This window comes from Cupriavidus sp. HY129, assembly GCF_059492215.1.
Genome location: NZ_CP083254.1, coordinates 3409280 through 3432587, shown reverse-complemented (window position 1 = coordinate 3432587; position 23308 = coordinate 3409280). Strand labels below are relative to the sequence as shown.

At 65.4% G+C, this 23308-nt stretch carries 19 protein-coding genes, 1 tRNA gene and 2 riboswitches; of the genes, 10 read left to right on the top strand and 10 right to left on the bottom strand.

Annotated features, from left to right (window positions below; all coding sequences use genetic code 11):
• Positions 1-32 precede the first annotated feature (32 nt).
• Complete coding sequence (locus K6G35_RS15820) at positions 33-1253, top strand: cation:proton antiporter (RefSeq protein WP_008647386.1); 1221 nt, start codon at positions 33-35, stop codon at positions 1251-1253.
• On the top strand, positions 1253-2368 hold the full coding sequence (locus K6G35_RS15815; protein ID WP_008647388.1) for a YbdK family carboxylate-amine ligase: 1116 nt from the start codon (positions 1253-1255) through the stop codon (positions 2366-2368). Before K6G35_RS15820 ends, K6G35_RS15815 begins: the two co-directional genes overlap by 1 nt.
• 36 nt (positions 2369-2404) lie before the next feature.
• Here the strand turns inward: K6G35_RS15815 and K6G35_RS15810 are convergent, their stop codons facing one another.
• The 6 genes from K6G35_RS15810 to K6G35_RS15785 all read right to left on the bottom strand — a co-directional run bounded on the left by K6G35_RS15810 (position 2405) and on the right by K6G35_RS15785 (position 10134).
• Positions 2405-3151 carry an MBL fold metallo-hydrolase gene (locus tag K6G35_RS15810; protein ID WP_008647390.1) on the bottom strand — a complete coding sequence of 249 codons (747 nt, stop codon included), beginning with the start codon at positions 3149-3151 and terminating at the stop codon, positions 2405-2407.
• 92 nt (positions 3152-3243) lie between these two features.
• Positions 3244-4620 carry an L-serine ammonia-lyase gene (locus tag K6G35_RS15805; protein WP_495675921.1) on the bottom strand — a complete coding sequence of 459 codons (1377 nt, stop codon included), beginning with the start codon at positions 4618-4620 and terminating at the stop codon, positions 3244-3246.
• 179 nt (positions 4621-4799) lie between these two features.
• A complete protein-coding gene (gcvP, locus tag K6G35_RS15800; RefSeq protein WP_495675920.1) occupies positions 4800-7724 on the bottom strand; it encodes an aminomethyl-transferring glycine dehydrogenase in 2925 nt (974 codons plus the stop codon).
• 86 nt (positions 7725-7810) lie between these two features.
• Positions 7811-8191 (bottom strand): glycine cleavage system protein GcvH, encoded by a 381-nt coding sequence (gene gcvH, locus K6G35_RS15795; RefSeq protein WP_008647396.1) that lies wholly within the window; start codon positions 8189-8191, stop codon positions 7811-7813.
• A 103-nt stretch (positions 8192-8294) separates the two neighbouring features.
• Positions 8295-9422, bottom strand: a complete 1128-nt coding sequence (gene gcvT, locus K6G35_RS15790; protein ID WP_495675919.1) for a glycine cleavage system aminomethyltransferase GcvT — start codon at positions 9420-9422, stop codon at positions 8295-8297.
• A 107-nt stretch (positions 9423-9529) separates the two neighbouring features.
• Positions 9530-9649, bottom strand: a riboswitch (glycine riboswitch).
• 21 nt (positions 9650-9670) lie between these two features.
• Positions 9671-9758, bottom strand: a riboswitch (glycine riboswitch).
• Positions 9759-9912: 154 nt separating this feature from the next.
• Positions 9913-10134, bottom strand: coding sequence for a YMGG-like glycine zipper-containing protein (locus tag K6G35_RS15785; RefSeq protein ID WP_008647398.1), 222 nt, complete (start codon positions 10132-10134; stop codon positions 9913-9915).
• Positions 10135-10426: 292 nt separating this feature from the next.
• On the opposite strand from K6G35_RS15785, the gene K6G35_RS15780 reads away from it, so the two are divergent.
• From K6G35_RS15780 to K6G35_RS15770, 3 genes are all read left to right on the top strand, one after another.
• Positions 10427-12514, top strand: coding sequence for a UvrD-helicase domain-containing protein (locus tag K6G35_RS15780; RefSeq protein WP_008647399.1), 2088 nt, complete (start codon positions 10427-10429; stop codon positions 12512-12514).
• Between the two features lie 325 nt (positions 12515-12839).
• Complete coding sequence (locus K6G35_RS15775) at positions 12840-13571, top strand: response regulator (protein WP_040011096.1); 732 nt, start codon at positions 12840-12842, stop codon at positions 13569-13571.
• A 4-nt stretch (positions 13572-13575) separates the two neighbouring features.
• The gene (locus K6G35_RS15770) at positions 13576-14895 is read left to right on the top strand and encodes an ATP-binding protein (RefSeq protein WP_008647402.1); all 1320 of its coding nucleotides are present in this window, start codon (positions 13576-13578) and stop codon (positions 14893-14895) included.
• 23 nt (positions 14896-14918) lie between these two features.
• Here K6G35_RS15770 and K6G35_RS15765 read toward each other — a convergent pair whose 3' ends face one another.
• Complete coding sequence (locus K6G35_RS15765; protein ID WP_495675918.1) at positions 14919-16115, bottom strand: ABC transporter substrate-binding protein; 1197 nt, start codon at positions 16113-16115, stop codon at positions 14919-14921.
• A 233-nt stretch (positions 16116-16348) separates the two neighbouring features.
• Between K6G35_RS15765 and hemN the strand changes: the two genes are divergently transcribed.
• Positions 16349-17851, top strand: a complete 1503-nt coding sequence (gene hemN / locus K6G35_RS15760) for an oxygen-independent coproporphyrinogen III oxidase (RefSeq protein WP_495675917.1) — start codon at positions 16349-16351, stop codon at positions 17849-17851.
• A 117-nt stretch (positions 17852-17968) separates the two neighbouring features.
• Here hemN and K6G35_RS15755 read toward each other — a convergent pair whose 3' ends face one another.
• Positions 17969-18868, bottom strand: coding sequence for a c-type cytochrome (locus K6G35_RS15755; RefSeq protein WP_495675916.1), 900 nt, complete (start codon positions 18866-18868; stop codon positions 17969-17971).
• A 426-nt stretch (positions 18869-19294) separates the two neighbouring features.
• Between K6G35_RS15755 and K6G35_RS15750 the strand changes: the two genes are divergently transcribed.
• A tRNA-Arg gene (locus tag K6G35_RS15750) sits at positions 19295-19370 on the top strand.
• Between the two features lie 177 nt (positions 19371-19547).
• Here the strand turns inward: K6G35_RS15750 and K6G35_RS15745 are convergent.
• The gene (locus K6G35_RS15745; protein WP_035884398.1) at positions 19548-19781 is read right to left on the bottom strand and encodes a YMGG-like glycine zipper-containing protein; all 234 of its coding nucleotides are present in this window, start codon (positions 19779-19781) and stop codon (positions 19548-19550) included.
• A 9-nt stretch (positions 19782-19790) separates the two neighbouring features.
• On the bottom strand, positions 19791-20171 hold the full coding sequence (locus K6G35_RS15740; RefSeq protein ID WP_024569555.1) for a hypothetical protein: 381 nt from the start codon (positions 20169-20171) through the stop codon (positions 19791-19793).
• Between the two features lie 270 nt (positions 20172-20441).
• Between K6G35_RS15740 and K6G35_RS15735 the strand changes: the two genes are divergently transcribed.
• The 3 genes from K6G35_RS15735 (at position 20442) to arfB (ending at position 23299) form a co-directional block, all read left to right on the top strand.
• Positions 20442-21236 carry an enoyl-CoA hydratase gene (locus tag K6G35_RS15735; protein ID WP_495676359.1) on the top strand — a complete coding sequence of 265 codons (795 nt, stop codon included), beginning with the start codon at positions 20442-20444 and terminating at the stop codon, positions 21234-21236.
• Positions 21237-21455: 219 nt separating this feature from the next.
• The gene (locus tag K6G35_RS15730; RefSeq protein WP_495675915.1) at positions 21456-22847 is read left to right on the top strand and encodes an FAD-binding oxidoreductase; all 1392 of its coding nucleotides are present in this window, start codon (positions 21456-21458) and stop codon (positions 22845-22847) included.
• 47 nt (positions 22848-22894) lie between these two features.
• Complete coding sequence (arfB, locus tag K6G35_RS15725; protein ID WP_035884426.1) at positions 22895-23299, top strand: alternative ribosome rescue aminoacyl-tRNA hydrolase ArfB; 405 nt, start codon at positions 22895-22897, stop codon at positions 23297-23299.
• Positions 23300-23308: the final 9 nt, after the last annotated feature.

Genomic DNA, 23308 nt, shown 5'->3' with positions numbered 1-23308 from the left:
CCCGACACGAAAATTCATGTGCTTCCGTTACCATGTCGACCATGAACGGACTAAGCCAACTTTTCCCATCCCTGCCACTGGCCCCGAGCGGATTGTTCTGGGTCGGGCTCGCGCTGGTTGGCGCGGGACTGGCCGGCGAGCTATGCCGCCGCTGGCTCGGCTTCCCCCGCATCGTTGGTTATGCGGCCGCGGGGTTGTTCGCGGGCACGCTCGGACGCAGCATCGTCGACGAGAACATGATCGCGCAGACGCGCATCCTGATCGACATGGCGCTCGCGCTGGCGCTGTTCGAGCTTGGCCATCGACTTTCGTTTTCCTGGCTGCGCGCGAACCGCTGGCTGCTGTTCACGAGCGGGGCGGAAAGCCTGCTGACCTGGGGATTGGTGTCCACAGTGTTGCAGTGGCTCGGCGCGTCACCGGCCGTGGCGATTCTCGCGGGCGGTATCGCGGTCAGCACGTCGCCGACCATCGTGCTCCAGCTCAAGAACGAATTGCGCGCCGAAGGTCAGGTAACCGAGCGGCTGATGGCAATGGCGGCCCTGAACAGCATCTACGCCGCTGTCATCGTGCAGGTGGCCACCGGCTGGCTGCATTCCGAATACGGCAACATCGGCGCGGCGCTGCTGCATCCGCTTTACCTGCTGATTGGCTCGTGCCTGCTGGCGTGGGTGGTCGGCAAGGTTGGCCATGCCATTTACGCCCGCATGTCCGCCGACGATCACTACAGCTTCCTGGTGCTGGTTGGTCTGGTCCTGTTCGCGCTGGCGCTGACGCGCGTGCTGAAGCTGTCGATGCCGCTCTCGCTGATGCTGGCCGGCGTGGTCTTCAAGCATCAGGACCGACAGCCGCATGTGTGGCCCACGCACTTCGGCAGCGCGGGCAGCCTGCTGATCATCGTGATGATCGTCTCGCTCGGCTTGCCGCTGACGGCACATGACTGGGCGGTGGGTGGCATGCTGGCCATTGCGCTGGTCGTGATGCGTCACGTTGCCAAGCTCGTTGGCGTGATATCGCTGGGGTCCTTCTCGGGCCTGAGTCTGCGCCAGTGCACGGCGCTCGGCCTGGCGCTGGCTCCGATGTCGGGACTCGCCTATCTTTTGATGAACGACGTCGCCTTGCTGTATCCGGGAACCGGCTCGCCGCTGGCTTCGATCATTCTGTGTGCGCTGGCGATCGAGCAGTTGCTCGGACCCGTCATTGCGGCGTGGGCGCTGCATTATGTCGGCGAAGCGCGTGACAACGGAGGGCGCTGATGTCGCTCGAACCCTTCAAGCATTCCGAAGCCCTGACGTTTGGTGTCGAACTGGAACTGCAGCTCGTCAATCGTCATGACTATGACCTCGCGCCGTTCGCGCCGGACCTGCTCCGGGCGCTCAGGGGCGCGCAACATGCCGGCGACATCAAGCCGGAGATCAGCCCGTCGATGATCGAGATCAGCACGGGGATCTGCCACGACTACGCACAGGCGCTCGAGGAGCTGAGCGTGATGCGGGACCTGATGGTCAATGCGTCACGCGGGCTGAACCTCGGCATCTGCGGCGGCGGCACGCACCCGTTCCAGGTATGGTCCGATCGCACGATTTCCGACTCGCCCCGCTACCAGTACATCTCCGAACTCTACGGCTATCTTGCCAAGCAGTTCACGGTGTTCGGGCAGCACGTGCATATCGGGTGCCCGAGCGCCGACGAGTCGCTGTTCCTGCTGCACGCCATCGGGCGCTACGTCCCGCACTTCATTGCGCTGGCCGCGTCGTCGCCCTATGTGCAGGGTGTGGATACCGGTTTTGCTTCGGCCCGCCTGAATTCGGTGGCGGCATTCCCGATGAGCGGGCGCGCGCCGTTCGTGCTGACCTGGGATGCCTTCAAGGCGTATTTCGACAAGATGCGCGCCACCGGTGTGATCGAGAGCATGAAGGACTTCTATTGGGACATTCGTCCCAAGCCGGAATTCGGCACGATCGAAGTTCGCGTCATGGACACGCCACTGACCGTGCAGCGCGCGTGTGACATCGCAGCCTATATCCAGGCGCTGGCGCGTTACCTGCTGTTGTCGCGGCCATTCATGCCTCAGGAAGACGACTATCTGGTCTACACGTTCAACCGCTTCCAGGCGTGTCGCTTCGGGCTGGAGGGCGAGTATGTGCATCCGAATGAACTGACACGGATGCCGATCGCCGACCATATCCTGTCAATCTGCGATGCGCTTGAGCCACATGCGGAAGCATTGGGTTCGCTGGAGGCGCTATCGAATATTCGCGCGCTGGCGGCGAGTCGCAGCAACGACGCGCATTGGGTGCGCGCCGCCAATCGCGATGCGCACAGCCTGCGCGATATGGTGCGACAGACCTGTGAGCAGTGGGGGGGCTGAGACAAGGCGCTGCGCCGACGTCGCGCAGCGCGCAACTCACGCGCCGTGCGGCACACTTTCCCCATCGCGGCCGGTGACCAGACCGAGCTGCTGATTGGCCGGCACGGCCACGTCGATCAGCTTTGGCCGGGGTAGGTTCAGGCCGCGCATCATCACGATGAACTCGTCGCGTGTACGACCCGCCACCCGGCTGTTGGTGGCGCGCTCCTGACCAATCGTGGACTCCGTGCGGCCCTTGTAGTCATGCGCCGGATACACGCGTGTGTCGTCGGGCAGGCGGAAGAGTTTCTGCGTCAGACTGTCGAACAGCGTGCCCGCATCGCCGGACTGGAAATCGGTGCGGCCGCAGCCGTCGATCAGTAGCGCATCGCCGGTGAAGATGCGGCGCACCACGCCATCGGTGGTGGGCTCCTCCCACAGATAGCTCATGCTGCCCGCGGTATGCCCGGGCGTATGGATGGCCCGTAGCACCTGATTGCCGAAGCGGAGCGTGTCGCCGTCGATGAGTTGCTTCTGCGCGGGCTTGATGTCGCAGCCCGACGGCGCCGCCGTGTGGGCGCCGGTCTGCTGCGCCAGATGCCCGGCCGACGTGATGTGGTCGGCATGGGCATGTGTTTCCACCACCCAGGCCAGCTTGGCGCCGGTGTCGGCAAGTATGCCGAGGTCACGCTCGTACTGGCGGTCCACGGGATCGATCAGCACCGCCTCGTGGGTGTCCGCGTCGATCAGCAGATAGGTGTAGGTGGACGACGTTTCGTCGAAAAGCTGATGGAAGGTCTGCATGGCCGTGTTGTTTTTGGCAAACCGAAGGTGCCTCAATCATACGTCGGCCATCGGTACCTGCAACCCGCGCGGGTAACCGGAGGCACCCGGACTCAGCACTCCACGATATTGACCGCCAGGCCGCCTCGCGCGGTTTCCTTGTACTTGGTCTTCATGTCCGCGCCGGTTTCGCGCATGGTCTTGATGACCGAGTCGAGCGAGACGTAATGCGTGCCGTCGCCGCGCAGGGCCATGCGCGCCGCATTGACCGCCTTGACCGCCGCCATGGCATTGCGTTCGATGCAGGGAATCTGCACCAGTCCACCCACGGGGTCGCAGGTCAGGCCGAGGTTGTGCTCCATGCCGATCTCGGCGGCGTTTTCCACCTGCTCGGGCGTGCCCCCGAGCACGGCCGCCAGCGCCCCGGCCGCCATCGAACAGGCCACGCCGACTTCACCCTGGCATCCGACCTCCGCGCCGGAAATCGACGCGTTGAGCTTGTAGAGCAGACCGATCGCACCCGCCGTCAGCAGGAAATCCACCGCGCCCTGCGGGTTCGCGCCCGGAATGAAGCGGTCGTAGTAGTGCAGCACCGCCGGAATGATGCCCGCCGCGCCATTGGTGGGCGCCGTGACCACGCGGCCACCCGCCGCGTTCTCTTCGTTGACGGCGATTGCGTACAGGTTGACCCAGTCCATGACCGAAAGCGGATCGGACAGGGTGCGCTCGGCGCGTTCGGTCAGGTTGCGATACAGCTCGGGCGCGCGTCGGCGCACCTTGAATGGCCCGGGCAGTTCGCCATCGGTGCGGCAACCGCGTGCCACGCATTGCTGCATCACGTCCCAGATGTGGAGCAGGCCGTCCATGACCTCCTGCTCGGAGCGCCACGTGAGTTCGTTCTCCAGCATGAGCCGGGCAATCGACTTGCCGCTGGCGTGGGCCATGTCGAGCATCGCGCGTCCGCTGCGGAACGGATGCGGCAACTGGCGCTCGGCCGCTTGCAACTGCGTGTTGGGTGCGCCCGCCGTGACGATGAAGCCACCACCCACGGACAGATAGCGGGCCTCGCGTAGTGAGGTGCCGTCCGCATCGTAGGCGTGGAATTTCATCCCGTTGGGATGCTCGGCCATCGCCTCGCGGCGATAGAACGCAATGTGTTCGCGTTCTACGAATGGCACCGTATGCTTGCCGAGCAGCGAGAGCTGGCGGCTCGCGCGCAGCGCGGCGAGCTTGGCGTCGATGGTGTTCGGGTCGACCGTGTCCGGCGCTTCCCCCATCAGGCCCAGGATCACGCCCTTGTCGGTGCCGTGTCCCTTGCCCGTCGCACCCAGCGAGCCATACAACTCCACGCGCACACTGGCCACCTGCGGCAGCAGCCCGTCACGCTCCAGCCCGTGGGCAAACATCAGGGCGGCGCGCATCGGGCCGACGGTATGCGAACTGGACGGGCCAATGCCCACCTTGAACAGATCGAAGACGCTGACTGCCACGGCTGACTCCTGAGATGTGCCGTAAAAGTAAGACTACCCGGCACTCCTGCGCGAGGGCGGTGCCGCAGAGCCGCTTACAAAACGAAGCGAAGCGGTTCTGGCTAGGCGCGCGGCCGCGGACAGTACAAGTGGTACGGCAAGGCCGCGCAACGACGCCAGAATCGTTTTTTAAGCGGGTCTCAGTCTTCAGCGTACTCGCTTAGTGGTACGCACGAGCAGAACAGATTGCGGTCGCCGTACACGTTGTCCGCGCGGCCAACCGGTGGCCAGTACTTCTGCGTGCGCAGCGATGCCACCGGGTAGGCGGCTTCCTCGCGCGTGTACTTGTGGTTCCACTTGTCGCTGACGACCACAGCGGCCGTGTGCGGCGCGTGCCTGAGCGGGTTGTCTTCGCGATCGAAGCTGCCGTCCTCGACACGCGCGATCTCGCCGCGGATGGCGATCATCGCGTCGATGAAGCGGTCGAGCTCGTGCAGTGCCTCGCTCTCGGTCGGCTCGATCATCAGCGTGCCCGGCACCGGGAAGCTCATGGTCGGCGCGTGGAAGCCGTAGTCCATCAGGCGCTTGGCCACGTCCTCGTTGCTGATGCCGGTGGCCTTCTGCAACGGGCGCAGATCCAGGATGCACTCGTGCGCCACCAGGCCGTGCTGGCCCGTGTAGAGCACCGGGAAGTGCGGCGACAGACGCCGGGCCACGTAGTTGGCCGTCAGGATCGCGTTCTCGGTGGCGGCGGTCAGGCCGGCCGAGCCCATCATCGCGATATACATCCACGAAATCGGCAGGATGCTGGCCGAGCCGAACGGCGCGGCCGAGACACCACCGATGCCGTTCTCGTCACGACGATAGCCGACGCTGTCCTGGTTCGGCAGGAAGTCCGCCAGATGCGCGCCCACTGCCACCGGGCCGACGCCCGGGCCGCCACCGCCGTGCGGAATGCAGAACGTCTTGTGCAAGTTCAGGTGGGACACGTCGCCACCGAACTGGCCCGGCGCGGCCACGCCGACCATCGCGTTCATGTTCGCGCCGTCAACGTAGACCTGCCCGCCGTGCTTGTGCACGATGTCGCAGATCTGCTGCACGCCCTGCTCGAACACGCCGTGCGTGGACGGGTAGGTGATCATGATCGCGGCCAGGTTCTTGCTGTGCTGCTCGGCCTTCTTGGCCAGATCTTCCAGATCGACGTTGCCGTTCTCGTCGCAGGCCACCACCACCACCTTCATGCCGGCCATCTGCGCCGACGCCGGGTTGGTGCCGTGCGCGGACGACGGGATCAGGCAGATATCGCGATGGCTTTCGCCACGGCTGGCGTGATAGGCGTGGATGATCAGCAGGCCCGCGTACTCGCCCTGCGAGCCGGCGTTCGGCTGCAGGCTTACCGCGGCGTAGCCGGTGGCGGCGCACAGCATCGCCTCAAGCTGGTCGATCATTTCGCGATAGCCGACGGTCTGGTCGAGCGGCGCGAACGGGTGGATGTTGCTGAACTCGGGCCACGTCACCGGGATCATCTCGCTGGTGGCGTTGAGCTTCATGGTGCAGGAGCCCAGCGGGATCATCGTGCGGTCGAGCGCGAGGTCCTTGTCGGCGAGCGCGCGCAGGTAACGCAGCATCTCGTGCTCGGCGTGGTGCGTGTTGAACACCGGGTGCGTGAGGTACGCGCTCTGGCGCGCCAGCGTCGCCGGGAAGCCGTCCTGCACCGAGGCCTCGATCGTGTCGAAGTCGGGCACGGCCTTGCCGTGCGCGAAGATTTCCCACAGCGCGATCACGTCGTCGCGCGATGCGGTTTCATCGAACGAGATGCCGATGCGCGTGGCGTCCACGTGGCGCAGATTGATGCCACGGGCCGTCGCCGATGCGTGGAACGCGTCGGTGTTGAAGCCGGTCTCCAGCGTCAGCGTGTCGAAGAACGTAGCGTTCAGCGGCGTGTGACCCAGCGTCTTCAGGCCGGCGGCCAGCGTGGCGGTCAGGCGATGCACGCGCTGGGCGATGCGCTTGAGGCCCTGCGGACCATGGTAGACCGCATACATCGACGCCATCACGGCCAGCAAGACCTGCGCCGTACAGATGTTCGACGTCGCCTTCTCGCGACGGATGTGCTGTTCGCGCGTCTGCAGCGCCAGGCGATAGGCCTTGTTGCCTTGCGCGTCGATCGTCACACCGACCAGACGGCCCGGCATCGAGCGCTTGAATTCATCTTTCACGGCCATGTAGCCCGCGTGCGGGCCACCGAAGCCGAGCGGCACGCCAAAGCGCTGCGAGTTGCCCACAGTCACGTCTGCGCCCCATTCGCCCGGCGCGGCGATCAGCGTCAGCGCCAGCAGGTCGGCAGCGGCCACGACGCGACCACCGGAGGCGTGCACGGCTTCGGCAATTGCGCGGTAGTCGGCCACATCGCCATTCACGCCCGGGTATTGCAGGAGCACGCCAAAGGCATGGGCCTGCGCGGCGTCAGCGGCGGGGCCGACCTTGACCTCGATGCCGAGCGGCAGGGCGCGCGTGCGAACCACTTCCAGCGTTTGCGGCAGGACGTCTTCAGCCACGTAGAACGTGTTAGATGCGTGCTTGTTCACGCGCTGCAGCAGCGTCATCGCCTCGGCGGCGGCGGTGCCTTCGTCGAGCATCGACGCGTTGGCGATATCCAGGCCGGTCAGATCGGTGATCATCTGCTGGAAGTTCAGCATCGCTTCCAGACGGCCTTGCGAGATTTCGGGCTGGTACGGCGTGTACGCGGTGTACCACGCCGGGTTCTCGAAGATGTTGCGCAGGATGACGCCCGGCGTGAGCGTGTTGTAGTAGCCCTGGCCAATGAAGCTCTTGAGCACACGGTTCTTGCCCGCCAGCGCGCGCAGGCGGCCGAGCGCGGCCTCCTCGGTCAGCGGTGCGGTGAATTCGCCCAGCGACATGCCGTCACGGCGGCGGATCGCGGCGGGTACCACGGCGTCGATCAGCGCGGCGCGGCTCTCGAAACCGAGCACCTTGAGCATGTGTTGCTGTTCGGCGGAATCGGGGCCGATATGACGGGCGGCGAAGGCGTCGCGCGCCTCCAGTTCGGCCAGCGTGGGCCGGGCACCTTGGGCGGCAGCGTTCATGGGGAGCGGGGCGTTCATGGCAAGGAATCTCGTGGGGGGCGCGGCGGCAGGTGGTCAGCCTGGCCGCCGCGTTTGCGGCATCGAATCAGTCAGGGTGTCGGGGCTCAGGCGCCGACGCTGGCCTTGTAGGCGTCGGCACTCATCAGGCCGTTCACGTCGTCGCTGTTGGCCGGCTTCAGCTTGAACAGCCAGGCGTCGAACGCATTGGCGTTGACCGATTCCGGCGAGGCCGAGGCGGCTTCGTTCACGGCGATCACTTCGCCAGCCACCGGGGCGTAGATGTCGGAGGCGGCCTTTACCGATTCCACCACGGCAAGCGCGTCACCGGCGCCGACCGACTTGCCCACTTCGGGCAGTTCCAGGAAGACGATGTCGCCGAGCGCGTCCTGCGCGTGATCGGTGATGCCGATCGTCAGCGTGCCGTCGGACTCGACGCGCACCCATTCGTGCGACTCGGTGTACTTCAGGTCAGCGGGGAAATTCATTGAGGTTCTCCGGAATGCAGTGTGTTTCTTGTTTCAGGCATCCCCCTGGCTGGCCCGCCGGGGGAATGTAAGGGCGACCGTTGGTGTGAAGCCGGGCGATGCCTCAGCTCACGAGTGCCTTGCCATTGCGCACAAACGGCAGTTTAACCACAGTCGCGGTCAGTTTGCGGTCGCGAATCTCCACCTGCACCTCGGTGCCGGGGGCAATGTCGCGGGGAAGGCGGGCAAAGGCGATTGATTGCGCCAGCGACGGGCTGAACGTGCCGCTGGTGATTTCGCCGTCGCCGGCCGGGGTGATGACTTTCTGGTGCGCGCGCAGCACGCCACCCTTGTCTCGCAGGATCAGGCCGGCGAAGGTCTTTTGCTGGCCACTGGCCAGCAGCGCCGACTTGCCGATGAAGTTGCGCTCGCTTTGCAGGTCGACGGTCCACGACAGTCCCGCATCGAGCGGCGAGGTGTGGATATCCATGTCCTGGCCGTACAGGTTCATGCCGGCTTCCAGCCGCAGCGTGTCGCGCGCGCCGAGTCCGGCGGGACGCACGCCCGAGGCGGACAGCTTTTCCCAGATGCCCGCGACGTTCTCCGCCGGCACAACGAGTTCGAAGCCATCTTCACCGGTGTAGCCGGTACGGGCCACCATCAGTTCACCCATCTCGGCGTCGTGCACCACCACCGCGTTGAAAGGCTTGAGCGTGTCGGCGGGCTGGGTCGACGGGAATGCGTCGTACACCTTCTGGCGCGCGTTCGGACCCTGCACTGCAACAATGGCCAGCTTGCTCACGCCGGCCGGGGCCACGTCGCCACGGCGCGGGGTGATCGTCACGCCGCTGCCGGTGGCCGTGTTGCGGGACTGGATCCATTCGATGTCGCCGACGGCCGTGCTGGCGTTGACCACCAGGCGGAACCGGTCCTCGGCAAAGAAGTAGACGATCAGGTCGTCGATGACGCCGCCTTTCTCGTCGAGCATGCACGAATAGAGCGCCTTGCCCGGCGTTTGCAGCTTGTCGATGTTGTTGGCCAGCAGGCCGCGCAGGAAGGCGCGCGTGTGGGTGCCGCTCAGGTCCACCACGCACATGTGGGAGACGTCGAACATGCCGGCGTCGGCGCGTACCGCGTTGTGTTCCTCGATCTGGGAGCCGTAGTTGACGGGCATGTCCCAACCGCCGAAGTCGACCATGCGGGCGCCGAGGGCGCGGTGGATGGCGTTGAGGGGCGTGGCCTGGAGCGTCATGGATGTCCTTGGGGGCGCTCGGTTCGAAAACCGTGGTTCGAAAACGAAAAAAGGGTCATCCGCCGCAGCGTCCGGTCGCGCCAATGCGCTACCAGTCCGCTGCCGCGGATGACCCCTCTGTCCTCGATACCTGAGAGATTACGAAGCGTGGTGCTTCGTGCGCCCCTTCGGTGGACATGCTCACCATTGCCTTGCAATAGCGGATGTCGCTCTCCAGAGTGCGGCATGCATTGTGTGCATGTTGCATGCCGATCCAGCCAGTCCATGGTGCCTGAGAGTTTTCGGGTGATACCCCTTCGGCGGCGCAATCGCTGCGCGCTCTCCCGGCCGGATGCGCGTGAATGTACGGGACCGGTCTGCCTTTGTCAAACCTCGTGCGGCAGGCCCGGTCCCGTGCGTGGTCGCCCGTTGCGGGCGGCCCTCGCCAACCTGTCAGTGGCCGTCATCGCGCCCGGTAACAGGCCCTTGATGAGCGGCCCTGGGACAACCCTTAGTGACCCTTGGTCGTGACGTTACCGATCACGCCACCCACGGCGGCGCCGCCGAGCGTGCCCAGCGGGCTGCCTTCGGTCAGTACGGCGCCACCCACGGCACCGACGCCCGCGCCGATCGCCGTGTTGCGCTGCTTCGGCGTCATGTCGGCGCAGCCGCCAAAGGCAGCAAGCGTGACACCAATCAGTGTGAGCTTCGAAATCGTGCGGAACGTAGTCATATGGCCTCCAGTGCTTTGTTGTCGACATGCGGTACTGCCACGCGCGCCAGCCATACCGGCACGCTGTGAAAAGTGAGAGGCCGATGCCGTGCCCGGGTGCCCGCGGCTTACGATTGTTACGGGCTCGAAACGCTTGCCGTAGGACGGTCTCCGACACACGTGCAGGGTGCGACCAGACACGAGGCGCGTGACACGAGGCACGTGTTAACATCGCCAGCTTTGGCGCACCGGCTCCGGTGTGCTTCATCCGCGCCTTTTCGGCCGATCCTGGCCAATCCTCATCAAAGATCACATGTCCCACGGGCTCAATTCCGCGCAATCCGAAGCCGTTCGCTATCTCGACGGGCCATGCCTCGTCCTGGCGGGTGCCGGATCGGGCAAGACGCGCGTGATCACGCAGAAGATCGCGCACCTGATCGAGGACAAGGGGTTCGAGCCGCGCCACATCGCCGCCGTCACGTTCACCAACAAGGCGGCCAAGGAGATGCAGGAGCGCATCGGCAAGCTGATGGAGGGCAAGACCACGCGCGAGGGCAAGCGGATTCCGCTCAAGCAACTCACGGTCTGCACGTTCCATTCGCTCGGCGTGCAGATCCTGCGCATGGAAGCCGAGCACCTTGGCCTGAAGCCGCAGTTCTCGATCATGGATTCCGATGACTGCTTCGGTCTGGTGCAGGAGCAGCTTGGCACCACGGACAAGAAGCTGATCCGCAGCGTGCAGAGCACGATCTCGCTGTGGAAAAACGGCATGATCGACCCGGAGACGGCGCTCGCGCAGGCGAGCGATGCCGACGAGCACCAGGCCGCGATGGTGTATCGCAATTACGTGGCCACGCTGCACGCTTACCAGGCGGTGGACTTCGACGACCTGATCCGCCTGCCCGCCGAACTGTTCGCGCGCGACGAAGCCGTGCAACTGAAGTGGCAGAACCGCCTGCGTTACTTCCTCGTCGACGAGTACCAGGACACCAACGCGTGCCAGTACCAGTTGCTCAAGCTGCTGGCCGGTGGGTCGCATCTGCGCGCGCCGGCATTCACCGCAGTGGGTGATGACGATCAGGCGATCTATGGCTGGCGTGGCGCCACGCTCGACAACCTGCGCCTGCTGCAGTCCGATTTCCCGAGTCTGAAGGTGGTCAAGCTCGAACAGAACTACCGTTCGACCGTGCGGATTCTGGAAGCAGCCAACGCGGTGATCGCCAACAACCCGAAGCTGTTCGACAAGAAGCTGTGGTCGGAACATGGCATGGGCGATCCGATCGCGATCCACCCGATGAACGACGAGGAGCACGAGGCAGAGTCGGTGGTGTTCCGGCTGTCCGCGCACAAGTTCGAGCGGCGCGCGCAGTTCCGTGACTACGCAATCCTTTATCGCGGCAATCACCAGGCCCGGCTGTTCGAACAGATCCTGCGCCGCGAGCGCATTCCGTATGTGCTCTCCGGCGGCCAGAGCTTCTTCGACAAGGCCGAGATCAAGGACATCTGCGCGTACCTGCGCCTGATCGCCAACCCCGACGACGATCCCGCATTCATCCGCGCGATCACCACGCCGCGTCGTGGCGTAGGCAACACCACGCTCGAAGTGCTCGGCACGTTCGCAGGCCAGGCCAAGGTATCGCTGTTCGAGGCGGCCATGATGGGTGGCATCGAGGCGAAGCTGCAGCCGCGCCAGCTTGAGCCGCTGCGCACGTTCAGCGAGTCGATGGTGCGGCTGGCCGATCGTGCGAAGACGGACCCGGCCACGGTGGTGCTCGACGATCTCATGGAAGGTATCCACTACGAGGCCTACCTCTACGACACCTTCGATGAACGGCAGGCGCAATCACGCTGGACCAACACGCTCGAATTCCTCGACTGGCTCAAACGCAAGGGCACGCGTCCCGAGCCGGAAGGCGAGGGCGCGGCCACCGGATTCGACACCGCCGATGGTTTCGGCGACGAAGGCAAGAACCTGCTCGAACTTACGCAGACCGTGGCGCTGATGAGCATGCTGGAAGGCCGCGAGGAAGATCCCGATGCGGTGCGACTGTCGACGCTGCACGCGTCGAAGGGGCTCGAGTACCCGCACGTGTTCCTGGTCGGCGTGGAAGAGGGCATCCTGCCTCACTCGCGCGAGGACGAGGAAATGGGCGACGAGAAGATCGAGGAGGAGCGCCGCCTGATGTATGTGGGCATCACGCGCGCGCAGCGCAGTCTGCAGATCAGCTGGTGCAAGAAGCGCAAGCGCGCCCGCGATACGTATGCGTGCGAGCCGTCGCGTTTCATCGCCGAGATGAAGCTGGAGGACGACCCCGCCCCGAAGGACGAGACCCCGGCCATGAGCCCGAAGGATCGTCTGGCCGGGCTCAAGGCGCTGCTCGGCAAGCCTGCGGCGGGGTGATTGATACAAGCCGGACAAGCTTCGGGATGACCGTCTCTCTACGATTGGCGTGCGCGCTTTCGTCTCGGCGTCTGTCGCGACACATCGCGCCTACCCTTCGGTTTGCGGTGTGTGCTGGGCGCATGCGAGCCCGGCTTCTTCCCTGTTGAGCGCTCCCGGATGCGGCAGCACCGGGGGCGTTTTTTTCCGCCTCTCGCAGCTTGTGGCGTTCTGAGCACGTATCAAGTTTGATACAAAACCGGCATCGCTTGTAATGGGCAAGCTGGTACATTGGGTGCTCCATCCGGCCGCGGTTCCGCGGCCGTTCCCATCTGCAAGCTCGCCCATGGACCTGTCCCCCGCCCTGCCAATCCGCCTGCTGATCGTCGACGACGACCCACAAATCCGGGCCATGCTGGCCGAATACCTCGCCACATTCGGCATGGAGGCCGATGGTGCCGAAGGCGGCACTGCCATGCGTGCGGCGATGTCGAAGCAGGAATACGACCTCGTCATCCTGGACCTCTCGCTGCCCGGCGAGAACGGCCTGACGTTGTGCCGCGAAATCCGGGAGTCCAGCAACCTGCCTGTGATCATGCTGACCGCGCGGGCGGAACTGGCCGATCGCGTGGTGGGACTCGAGGTGGGCGCGGACGACTACGTGACTAAGCCGTTCGAGATGCGCGAGCTGGTGGCGCGCATCCATACCGTGCTGCGTCGCAGCCGTGCCGACGTGCGACGTCCGGCACCGGCCGCGCCCGGGCATGAAGTCCGGTTCGCGGCATGGCGACTGAACACCACGCTGCGCCAGCTGGTGGATGCCGAGGACACGGTGGTGCCGCTTTCCAACGCGGAATTCCGGCTGCTGCTGACATTCATCGAGCATCCCAATCGCGTGCTCGATCGCGAGATGCTGATCAACACCGCGCGTGGGCGCGATCTGGACGTGTTCGATCGCAGCATCGACCTGTTGGTGTCCCGTCTGCGCCAGAAGCTGCGTGACGATCCGCGCGACTCGGCACTGATCCGCACCGTGCGCGGCGAAGGGTACGTCTTCACGGGCACCGTGGAGCACTGACGGCATGGCAGCGCAGATGCCGCCATCGGCGGACGATCCACCAATGGTGCGGCCAGAATTGCGTTCCAGCACATTGGAGACGCCCCGAAGGCGCTTCGATTCGATGTTCGTGCGGCTGTTCTTCGTGATGGCCGCGATCATGCTTGCCGTTCACGTGCTGGGCGTGACCGTGATCGAGGGGTTCTTCCCGCGCCCGGGTTCGGAGCGCTACATGGAACGGATGCGCCGCGCCGCGTCGGAAGCCGAGGCGGCCGGCCACCCGTTGCCTGCGCCACTGCCGGGCGCGCTGGCGTCGCTCAGCCATCCGCACGGACCGCCACCGCCGCCCAACGCCAATGACGACGATGACGACGGCGACAACGACGGGCCCCCGCTGCATCCCGACGCATTCCGCATGCAGAAAGGTGGCGTGCTCATGCCACCCGGACCCCCTGGGCCGCCTGGGCCACCGTCCGGTTTCCATATCCGAGGTATCTGGCCGCCGCACCTGGGCATGTTGTTCCAGCTCGTGGCCATCCTGATTGCATCGTGGGTTGGCGCGCGTCTGCTGGCGCGGCCCGTGCAGCAACTGGCCAGTGGTGCGAACCGGCTGGCGCAGGACGTCCACGCGCCACCGCTGGAGGAGGAGACGGGCCCAGCCGAAGCGCGTGACGCTACCCGGGCACTGAACCTGATGCAGCAGCGCATCCGCACCCAGCTGGCGCAGCAATCGCGCTTCCTGGCGGCGGTGTCGCACGACCTGCGCACGCCGCTGACGCGCATGAGCCTGCGCATCGAGCGCATCGAGGACAACAACGTGCGTTACCGTCTGCGCCAGGATCTGGCCGAGATGAACGGACTGATTGACGCCACGCTGTACTACCTGCGCGAGCGAGACGATGCCGCCGGCCCGCGCCAGCGCGTGGACGTGCTGGCACTGCTGCAGGCCATCGTCGACGATGCACAGGAAATGGGTCAGGACGTGCGGCTTTCCGGCACCGCCGTGCCGCTGCTGGCGTACCCGGCCGAACTGCGCCGCGCGGTGGTCAATCTGGTGGAGAACGCGCACCGGTACGGCGGCGCCGCCCATATCGTGCTGACCGACAGCGCCGAGCGCGTGATCATCGACGTGTCCGATAACGGCCCGGGTATTCCGCCCGCGGAACTCCAGCGCGTGCTGGAGCCGTTCTATCGCGTGGAGTCGTCGCGCAGCCGTGCTACAGGTGGCGTGGGAATGGGATTGGCGATCGCCGCCGACATCGTGGCGCGGCACGGCGGGGAACTGACGCTGACCAACCGCACCGAGGGCGGCCTGCGCGTGCGCATCGTGCTGCCGCGCGCCTGACGGGGCGTCGGCGCGTCGATCGCTCAGGCGCGTTGGGGCACACCGCTCTTGTTGATCGGTGCCAGTTGCACGTACTGCGAACCGCGTAGTCCGCGCGTGAAGTCGAGCGTGAAATCGCCAACGTCGACGCGCGTCTGTAGCGCGCGACGCAGCTCTACCGGTCCGGACGCCTTGATGCCGCTGGCCGCGCGCACCAGCCACGCGGCGCCAATGTAGCCAGCCAGCGTGGCGGGCGAGGGCGGCTCGTCGAGGTACTGCTTCATGCGCGCGACATGCTCTTTCACCACACGCAGCGTCGATTCCTGCGGCCCCGGCGCGATCTGCGTCACCACCATCCCGCCCGCATAGCCTGTACCGAGGATTTCACGCGCCGACACCGGGCTGACGGCCGACAACCCCACCAGGAATCCGTACCAGTTCTGCGCAGCCAGCGCGCGACCCAGGCTGCCGTAGGCCAGCGTGTCGCCGCCGACGATCACCGCGCCCGGACGGCCCGCCGCAATGCGGCGCGCGCTCTCGTCGAAGTTGCCCGTGAGCGGCACCGTCTGTACCGACATGGCTTTCTCCAGCCGCGACAGCCAGGGCGTGCCTGCAGCGAGCGTGCCCGCCGCGAAATCGGGAGAGACCGCCAGCGTTACCGCGGTCAGTCCGAAGCCGCGTAGCTGACGTACCGCTGCGTCCAGTTCGGATTGATAGTCGGCGCGGGTGAACCAGACGTTCTCGGCATTCAGTGAGAGACCCGACAGCGGTGCCACGATCTGCACGCCACGGCGCGACAGCTCGGTGGACGCTGCGAGCGCGGGCAGCAATGCATCGCCGGGCCCGAACAGCACCTCGGCATGTTCGCTGTCGGCGAGTGCCACTGCCTGGGCCGTGGCGCCACGCGGATTCGTATCGGCATCGCGCGCGACGTGGACGATATGCAGGCTGCCGTTGGACGCGTTGTACGCATCGAACAGCACCTTCGCGCCGGCCAGGTAGTCGCGCGAAAGATCGGCCTGCGGGCCGGTGCGATCGACCAGTTGGCCGACGACAAGCTGGCGGCGCGCGCCCGATGGCGCGGGCTGCGCGAACGCGGTGAGCGGTGCGATCCCGGCCAGTGATGACAACGCGCCGAGCGAACCCAGTGCGCCGAGCGTGCCGAGCGTGCCGAGCGTGCGCCGACGCCCTGCGGACGCGGGCGCGCATGACGATATCGACTGCGGTGGGGCTTGGCGCATGGCAGTGGTTCGGAAGCGGTGTGAGGGGAAAGGATGTCTCGCAGCGCAGGGCAGCGAGACCGGGCCGAGACTATCGGCGGTTCATGACGTTCCCGTGACTTGCACGCGACTTGGCTCCCCACCTCGGCGGGGCTGGCGGGCGCACGCATGACGTGGCCTTGATGCTTATCAAGATGGCAGTCCCGGGCGAGGCATAGGATCGGACGTACTTCCGCCTAGAAAGCACCACAATCATGTCCGCCCCCACGTCCAACACCCCCGATACCGCTATCCCTTCCGGCCTCGCATCCCCGTCGACCGCCTTCGACCGCACCGCACTCGCCGACTTCCGCGAACTTGCCGGCCGCATCGATGGCAACGGCCCGCGCTACACGTCGTATCCCACCGCCGACCGCTTTCACGGTGAAGTCGGCGACGCCGCCTACCGGCGCGCCCTGGATGCCTGCCGCGCGAACGCACCGGCTCCACTGTCGCTGTACGTCCACATCCCGTTCTGCGAGAACATCTGCTACTACTGCGGCTGCAACAAGATCATCACCAAGGATCACACCCGCAGCGCGCGTTACGTCGACTATCTGGCACGCGAAATGGCCATGGCCGCCGAGCAGCTTGGCGAGCGCCGCGCGGTTATGCAGTCGCATTGGGGCGGCGGTACGCCGACGTTCCTCGATCCCGTTGAAATGCGCCACGTGATGTCGGCGTTGCACAAGCATTTCGAACTGCTGCCTGAGGGAGAGCACGCGATCGAGATCGACCCGCGCCGTGTGGGCGACGATCGCATGGACCTGCTCGGCGAACTTGGCTTCAACCGGATCAGCCTCGGCGTGCAGGACTTCGACCCCGAAGTGCAGCAGGCCATCCACCGGGTGCAGTCGTACGAGGAAACCAACGGCGTGGTGCGGGCCGCGCGACGCCTTGGGTTCCGTTCGATCAGCATGGACCTGATCTACGGACTGCCGCACCAGACCACGCAACGCTTCTCGGCAACCATCGACCGCGTGCTGGAAATGCGCCCGGACCGCCTGTCGGTCTACAGCTACGCGCACCTCCCGCATGTGTTCAAACCGCAACGCCGCATCGATCCCGCCGCATTGCCACCTGCCGCGGAAAAGCTCGACATCCTCGTATCGACGATCGAGCGCCTGACCGCCGCTGGCTATGTCTATATCGGCATGGACCATTTTGCGTTGCCGGATGACGATCTGGCCATTGCCCAGCGTGAAGGCCGGCTGCAACGCAATTTCCAGGGCTATGCCACCCACGCAGGCTACGACCAGCTTGGCTTCGGGGTCTCGGCGATCGGCGCCGTGGCGGGTCACTACGCGCAGAACGCGCGCACCACGGACGAGTACTACGCCGCGCTCGACAAAGGCCAACTGCCGATCGTGCGCGGGTTCGAGACCTCGGAAGACGACCGTCTGCGCAAGTTCATCATCGGCGAGCTGATGTGCAACGGCACGCTCGATATTCCTGCCGTGGAAGCCGCGCACAGCATCGATTTCGCGCAGAAATTCGCCGCTGAACTGGCCGACCTGGACAAGCTGGCTGTGGACCATCTGCTTCGGCGCACACGGGACCGGATCGAGATCACGCCGCTGGGCCGACTGCTGGTGCGTCGCATCGCGATGGTGTTCGACCACTATCTGCGTGAAGACGCGTTGCGTCCCAAGCCCGCAACTCCGGCGGCCAACGACGCGAAGGTCATCCCGCTGGTGCGCTACTCACGCGTCGTTTAAAGAAATTTTGATGCTCGGCAAATGAGCCAATAAAAAAAGCCCGCGAGATATTCGCGGGCTTTTTTGTGGAGCCGGGGTGACTTCCGGGGTTGCCCCCGGCGTCACTGTCATTCGCTCTTACTTGCCGGCCTCTGCCATGTAGTTCGAAGCGGCGATCACGTCGGCATCCGGACCGGCATAGCCACCCTTCGGCGGCATCACGCCCTTGCCCTTCAGCGCGTAGTTGTGGACTGCGTCCATGCCTTCCTTCAGGCGCGGCGCCCAGGCGGCCTTGTCGCCGAACTTCGGCGCGCCGGCCACACCAGAGGCGTGGCAAGCCGCGCAGACTTGTTCATAGACCTTCTTGCCCGTTTCAGCCGAAGCGGCGGCCGGTGCGGCAGCAGCAACAGCAACAGCAACAGCAGCAGGGGCCGGAGCCGCGGCGGCGGCAGGCGCTGCAGCAGCAGGGGCAGCGGCGGGTGCGTCGGCTGCCGGAGCGGCGGCCTGGGCCGGTGCGCCAGCGGCTGGGGCTGCCGGCTCAGGGAACTTGGCGCCACCGGCGTCGGCCATGTACACCACGGCGCGGGCCAGTTCGTAGTCGCTCAGGTCATCCGGGGTGGTGCCGGCACGGGCAGGCATCGCGTTCTTGCCGTTGAGCACCGACTTCATCAGGCCGTCGAAGCCCTGGCCGATGCGGGCCGCCCAGTCACCCGCCACGCCGTACTTCGGCGCGCCAGCGGCACCGCTGGCATGGCAGGCTGCGCAGACGGCCTTGTAGACCTCTTCGCCGGTCTTCAGGACGCGCGGTGCGTTAGGGTCCTTGATTTCGAGCGAGGCTACGGGCTTGATCCGGTCGTTGATTGCCTCGGCAGACTGTGTTGAGCCGGCGCCTTCGCGGGTGCCGTGTCCGACAAAGTTGACCAGCAGGATGATGACGAGGATCGGGATCAGGAACGCTGCGATCACGACAACGATCAGCTGCTTGGGGGTCTTGATTGGCGACTCGTGGTGGTCGTTTTCTTGGTGGACGTCACTCATACAGAACTCTCGATTTTGCGGGAAACCTATTGCACAGCACGTTGGGGGCGGCTTGCTTTGTCTGGCCCTCGGAGACGCTATCCGGACGACTCTGGCGTCGCAGCGCGGCTTCAACTGCCCACGTCCACGCGCCTGGCCGTTTCGGCCTGGCCTCGTCTGGATAGCGTCCCTGTTTTCGGGGATGAATCTGTCGTTTTTGCGTCCGGGTTGTCTCAGGTCCCGGGTACGTCTCTCTGGCGACGCAAATAGGAGCCGATTATAGACGCAAGACATGGCCTCCGGGGGCCAAAAGCGGCGGCTGGGAGACCCGTGGAGACCCGTAATCGCACTAACCGGCGCAACCCGCATGGACGGGCCGGGTCAAACGGAGTATCCTATGCGACTTTCCGACGGCGGCACTCGCCCGTTGTCAGCAAAGCCCACATCGCGCCCGTAGCTCAATGGATAGAGTACTGCCCTCCGAAGGCAGGGGTTGCTGGTTCGATCCCAGCCGGGCGCGCCAATCCCAGCAAGACTTTTCCGAAGTGATTTCAACTCAGGCTGCGCACCGGCCATAGCTGGATTTCCGTCGCCCGATGCCAGAAGTCAAAGGCGCGGACCCGATACGCACGGGCCAATGCCGTGCGTACCCGAATCCGCGCCGATCGCCGCAAGGGCGATTTACAGGGACAAGGGGAGATCAGTACCAGCTCTGCTGCTTGTTGCCCTTGATGTTGCCCGCCACGCCGCCTGCGACGGCGCCGATGGCGGCGCCGGTCCAGCCGCTGCCGCCGGCAATCGCCGCGATACCCGCGCCGGCCGCGGCGCCAATTGCCGCGCCGGATACCGTGCCTTGCTGCTGCGGCGTCATGTTCGTACACCCAGCGGCGCCGACGATGGCCAGCACCACACCAAGCTGTTGAAGTCGTTTCATGGCATCACCTCACTTTTGGGGTTGCAGGCCGGGAATGACCATGTCGAACCAGATCGTCTCGATCACCGGCCGCGAAAGCTGGTCGGGGTGCGCCGCATACCAGTTATCCACACGTTGACGCACGGTATCGAGCGTATGGCCCCTGAGCCCCTTCGACAGACGGGGCATGATGCTCTGAGTGTCGCCGGGCGGCTTGTCGGCGTAGTAAGCCGATTCCACCTGGGCCAGATTGGCGATGCCCACCAGATAGGCCTTCTTCATCTGTTCGGTCGATTGTGTCCATTGCTTGCCGGTGACCAGTGGAATCTCCTGGGCCAGGGCGCTTTGGCCCATCGTCATCACGACACATGCCGTTGCCGTTGCTGCGAGCCAGCTCAGTCTTCTTGCCATTGCAATTTCCCTCCGCTGTTGTAGATACCGCACGGGGCTGGTGCGTAACACCATATTAGTCGCTGTTCCGGTGTCTGCCAGGTCACTGCGGGCGAATGAAAGTGCGCAAAAAGACGCGCACGGTGGCCAACCAGGCAGTGGATTCCAGCGTTGTTCTGGTGTCGAATAGGGTCTGGATGGTTCGCCGGCCGGATATCCGCCCGAGTTGACCTGACATTCCTGCAGGTCCGAACCTGGACACTCACCCCTTGACGGAGCGCAGACGTGGAAATGGAATCCGGCGGCAAGGCTGTTGACCCCTTCGTGTTACGAGAGACCCATGATGGCGTGGCAACGCTGCGGCTGAACCGGCCGCAGCAATTCAACGCGCTGTCCGAAGCCATGCTCGAAGCGCTGCGCGTGGCCTTCGAGGACATCGCCCGGGACGACTCGGTACGTTGCGTCGTGCTGGCCGCCGAAGGCAAGGCGTTCTGCGCCGGGCACGATCTGCGCGAGATGCGCGGTCGCCCGGACCTGGCCTACTACCGCACGCTGTTCGCGCAATGCAGCGTGGTCATGCAGGCGATCCAGGCGTTGCCGGTGCCGGTCATCGCGCGGGTGCACGGCATTGCCACGGCCGCCGGCTGCCAACTCGTGGCGAGTTGCGACTTGGCTATTGCGTCGGTCGCGGCGAAGTTCGCGGTGTCCGGTATCAACGTCGGCTTGTTCTGCTCCACGCCATCGGTGGCGTTGTCGCGCAATGTCTCGACCAAGCGCGCGTTCGACCTGCTCGTGACCGGCCGCTTCATTGATGCCGAGACGGCAGCGGATTGGGGCCTGATCAACGAGGCCGTGCCCGAGCAGGAGCTTGATGCCGCCGTGGCGCGCAAGGCGGAGGCGATTCTCTCCAAGAGCCCGGCAGCGATCCGCTACGGCAAGGCGATGTTCTATCGCCAGCGCCTGATGGCGTTGGGCGATGCCTATGCATTCGCGGGCGACGTCATGGCGCGGAACATGATGGAAGAGGACGCGGGCGAGGGCATCGATGCGTTCCTGCAGAAGCGTCCCCCTCGCTGGCAGCGATAAGATTTGTCGGCCTGCGTGACCGTATCGGGCGTGCGGATGTCCCTTTCACGCCGTCCCAACTTTGCAACGGGTCGTGCCAACTCGCGGCGGTGTTGCTACCCCGGACATTGAGACAATCCAGCGCCGATGCGGCTTTCCGCCCACTGGCGCGTGCCTTGCATGGATATCTCTTCCGGGTGCGAATTCCAAAGCCCCGGGCATGTTTGTGGAGGTACCGCCATGCCCACCCTGACCACCGATCATATCGACATGCTGCGCCACGCCGTGCGCGGCAAGGTGCTGCTCCCCGCCGATGCGGGATACGAGACAGCACGTACGGTCTGGAATGCCACCGTCGACCGGCGTCCGGCGATCATCGTCCAGTGTTCGGGCACAGCCGACGTGATGCAGGCCGTCGGCTTCGCGCGCGACCGTGGCCTGGTGCTCGCGGTGCGGGGCGGCGGGCACAACATCGCTGGCAGCGCGATCTGCAACGGCGGTCTCGTTATCGACCTGTCGCAACTGCGTACCGTCCACGTGGACCCACTCGAACGCGTAGCGTGGGTGAGTCCCGGCGCCACGCTCGCCGATTTCGACCATGAGGCGCAGGCGCAGGGACTGGCCACGCCGCTCGGCATCAATTCGACCACCGGCGTGGCTGGGCTGACACTTGGTGGAGGCTTCGGCTGGCTCACGCGCAAGTACGGCATGACTGTGGATAACCTGCTGGGCTGCGAGATCGTCACCGCTGACGGCACGCGTCACTGGACCGACTCGCGACACGAGCCCGAGCTGTTCTGGGCGTTGCGCGGCGGTGGCGGCAACTTCGGCGTGGTGACGCTTTTCCAGTTCCGACTGCATCCCGTGGGGCCGATGATCACGGCGGGCCTGCTGGTCTTCCCCGCGGTCGAGGCGAAAACCGTGCTCCGGCAATACCGCGCCTATGTGGAATCGACGATGCCGGAGGATCTCAACGTCTGGGTCGTGCTGCGCAAAGCGCCGCCGCTACCCTTCCTGCCGGCCTCCGCGCATGGCAAGGATGTGGTGGTGCTGGCGGTGTTCCACGACGGCGATCCGGCCGCCGCGGAGAAAGCGATCGAACCGCTGCGCAAGTTCGGGGAAACCGTGGGCGAACACGTCGGACAGATGCCTTACACCGCGTGGCAACAGGCCTTCGACGCGCTGCTTGGTCCGGGCGCCCGCAACTACTGGAAGTCGCACAACTTCACGCGGCTCGAGGATGGTGCGATCGACGCCATGACGGACTTCGCACTGCGGCTACCGTCGCCGCTGGCGGACATCTTCGTCGGGCAGGTGGGCGGCGTGGCCAATCGCGTGGCGCCCGAAGCCACCGCGTATCACCATCGCGACGCCCGCTATGTGCTGAACGTCCACGCGCGGTGGGAGCGTCCCGACGAGGACGCCGCCTGTATCGCCTGGGCGCGCGACTTTTTCCGCGCCACGGAAAGGTTCGCCACTGGCGGTGTCTACGTCAACTTCCTGACCGACGATGAAACCGCGCGCATCGGCGCGGCCTATGGCCCGAACTACGCCCGTCTGGCGCAGATCAAACGCACCTACGACCCGCAGAACCTGTTCTCCACGAATCAGAACATCGCGCCAGCGGCCTGATACCGATTGCTCCACATCGTCGGCCACGCGTTGCTATGATGCGGCGCATGGCCGACGACTTTTTTATCCCGCACCAGGAGTACGACATCACCGCGATCCGCGCCCAGGGCGCGGGCGGGCAGAACATCAACAAGGTGTCGAACGCCGTGCATCTGCGCTATGACGTGCGTGCGTCGTCGCTGGAGCCCGATCACAAGGAGCGGCTGCTGGCGCTGCACGACCATCGCATCACGCGGGACGGCGTGGTGGTCATCAAGGCCCAGCAGCATCGCAGCCTGGAGTTGAACCGGGAAGAGGCAATCCGGCGGCTGCACGAACTGGTGCGCAGCGTGGCGGAGCCGCCGCGCGTACGGCGGGCCACGCGGCCGACGCTGGCGTCGCGCAAGCGCCGGATCGAGGCCAAGACCCAGCGCGGCCAGGTCAAGGCCCTGCGCGGCAAGGTGTTTGATTAGGGAATCGAT